1 rRNA gene is annotated in these 2,973 nt (G+C 51.0%); it reads right to left on the reverse strand.

Features of this window, described 5'->3' with window-relative positions:
- Positions 1-35: 35 nt before the first annotated feature.
- Positions 36-2,878, reverse strand: a 23S ribosomal RNA gene (locus PG722_RS13810).
- Positions 2,879-2,973 lie beyond the last annotated feature (95 nt).

Genomic DNA, 2,973 nt, shown 5'->3' on the forward strand with positions numbered 1-2,973 from the left:
ACTCGCAAGCTATCTTTCGAGGTTACCTAACATTTAAGGTCAAGCCCTCGGCCTATTAGTATCAGTCCGCTCCATACATTACTGCACTTCCACTCCTGACCTATCAACCTTGTAGTCTACAAGGGGCCTTACTCCCGAAGGATGGGAACACTTATCTCGAGGGGAGTTTCACGCTTAGATGCCTTCAGCGTTTATCTCGTCCGTACTTAGCTACCCAGCTATGCCCTTGGCAGAACAACTGGTGCACCAGCGGTACGTCCATCCCGGTCCTCTCGTACTAAGGACAGCTCCTCTCAATATTCCTGCGCCCGCAACAGATAGGGACCGAACTGTCTCACGACGTTCTGAACCCAGCTCGCGTACCGCTTTAATTGGCGAACAGCCAAACCCTTGGGACCGAATTCAGCCCCAGGATGCGATGAGCCGACATCGAGGTGCCAAACCTCCCCGTCGATGTGGACTCTTGGGGGAGATCAGCCTGTTATCCCCAGGGTAGCTTTTATCCGTTGAGCGACGGCATTTCCATTCACATACCGCCGGATCACTAACTCCAACTTTCGTTACTACTCGAACCGTCATTCTCGCAGTTAGGCTCGTTTATGCGTTTACACTCAGTGCCCGATTTCCATCCGTGCTGAACGAACCTTTGAGCGCCTCCGTTACTCTTTTGGAGGCGACCGCCCCAGTCAAACTGCCCACCTGACAGTGTCCCCCGACCAGATTCATGGTCGCAGGTTAGAATCCCAATATCCCAAGAGTGGTATCCCAAGGTTGACTCCATAAACGCTGGCGCGCTTACTTCCAAGTCTCCCACCTATCCTGTACATGGAATACCGAGATCCAATATCAAGCTACAGTGAAGCTCCATGGGGTCTTTCCGTCTAGTTGCGGGAAACCGGCATCTTCACCGGTACTACAATTTCGCCGGGCGGGCTGTTGAGACAGTGCCCAAATCGTTACGCCATTCGTGCGGGTCAGAACTTACCTGACAAGGAATTTCGCTACCTTAGGACCGTTATAGTTACGGCCGCCGTTTACTGGGGCTTAAGTTCGCACCTTCGCTTGCGCTAAGCACTCCCCTTAACCTTCCAGCACCGGGCAGGCGTCACCCCCTATACGTCATCTTTCGATTTAGCAGAGAGCTGTGTTTTTGCTAAACAGTCGCTTGGGCCTTTTCACTGCGGCCTGCTCTCGCAGGCGCCCCTTATCCCGAAGTTACGGGGCCAATTTGCCGAGTTCCTTAACAACCCTTCTCCCGTTGGCCTTAGAATACTCATCCCATCTACCTGTGTCGGTTTGCGGTACGGGCACCTTAGTATACACTAGAGCTTTTCTCGTCTCTCTCGCCCGTTACTTCCCTACTATATTTCGGTCCCTTACGCCCGGGGCAACCATCGCCCGGGATAACCTTAAAGAAAGCGTCCCTCTAGCTTAAATGTTCGGTGGTTACGGAATTTCTACCGTATGTGCATCGCCTACGCCTTTCGGCCTGAGCTTAGCTCCCGACTAACCTTGGGCGGACGAACCTTCCCCAAGAAACCTTAGATTTTCGGCCATTATGATTCTCACATAATTCTCGCTACTTATTCCGGCATTCTCACTCGTATGCAGTCCACCAGTGCTTCCGCTCTGACTTCGCCCCGCATACGACGCTCCCCTACCCAATGCATTACTGCAATGCCTAAGCTTCGGTTGAACACTTAGCCCCGTTACATTTTCTGCGCAAAACCACTCGACCAGTGAGCTATTACGCACTCTTTGAATGAGTGGCTGCTTCTAAGCCAACATCCTGGTTGTCTTCGCAGTTTCACATCATTTTCCACTTAGTGTTCATTTGGGACCTTAGCTGTAGATCTGGGCTGTTTCCCTTTTGACTATGAGACTTATCTCACACAGTCTGACTGCTATTCATCAATTATCCGGCATTCAGAGTTTGATAGGCTTTGGTAACCTCGCGGCCCCTAGACCATTCAGTGCTTTACCTCCGGTAATCTAAAATAACGCTAGCCCTAAAGCTATTTCGGGGAGAACCAGCTATCTCCGAGTTCGATTGGAATTTCTCCGCTATCCACAAGTCATCCCCGGCTTTTTCAACAGACGTGGGTGCGGCCCTCCACGGTGTCTTACCACCGCTTCAGCCTGCTCATGGATAGGTCACCCGGTTTCGGGTCTAATACCTGCAACTTCATACGCCCTTTTCAGACTCGCTCTCGCTGCGGCTCCGGAACTCCAGTTCCTTAACCTCGCTGCAAATATTAACTCGCCGGACCGTTCTACAAAAAGTACCCGATCATCCTTTAACGGACTCTCGGTGCTTGTAGGCACAAGGTTTCAGGTTCTTTTTCACTCCCCTCCCGGGGTACTTTTCACCTTTCCCTCACGGTACTGCTCCACTATCGGTCACTGAGTAGTATTTAGGCTTGGAGGATGGTCCCCCCATCTTCCCAGCGGGTTTCACGTGTCCGCTGGTACTCTGGATACTGCTAGCACTCAATCCTTTTCACTTACGGGGCTATCACCCTGTATCGCTGCTCTTCCCAAAGCATTCAGTTAAAGATTAAAGTTACATATTGCAGTCCTAACCCCGGAAATATTGCTACCTCCGGTTTGGCCTCTTCCGCGTTCGCTCGCCACTACTAGCGGAATCTCGGTTGATTTCTCTTCCTCGCCCTACTTAGATGTTTCAGTTCAGGCGGTTCCCCACCATGACCTATGTATTCAGTCATGGTTGATGGAGTATTGCTCCATCGGGTTTCCCCATTCGGAAATCCACGGATCAAAGCCCATTTGCGGCTCCCCGTAGCTTATCGCAGCTTGTCGCGTCCTTCGTCGGCTCTCAGTGCCAAGGCATTCCCCTTGCGCCCTTTACAGCTTGACCAGCTGTAAAATCCATTTACATGGATTGTAGCGGATAAACTTTCGTTTATCTCAATTATTAGAGTAATCTCGGTTAAATTTAGCTATTTTGTAGTA

Origin of the sequence: Butyricicoccus sp. OF27-2pH9A, assembly GCF_027693185.1 — a bacterium.
Lineage (GTDB): Bacteria > Bacillota > Clostridia > Oscillospirales > Butyricicoccaceae > Agathobaculum > Agathobaculum butyriciproducens.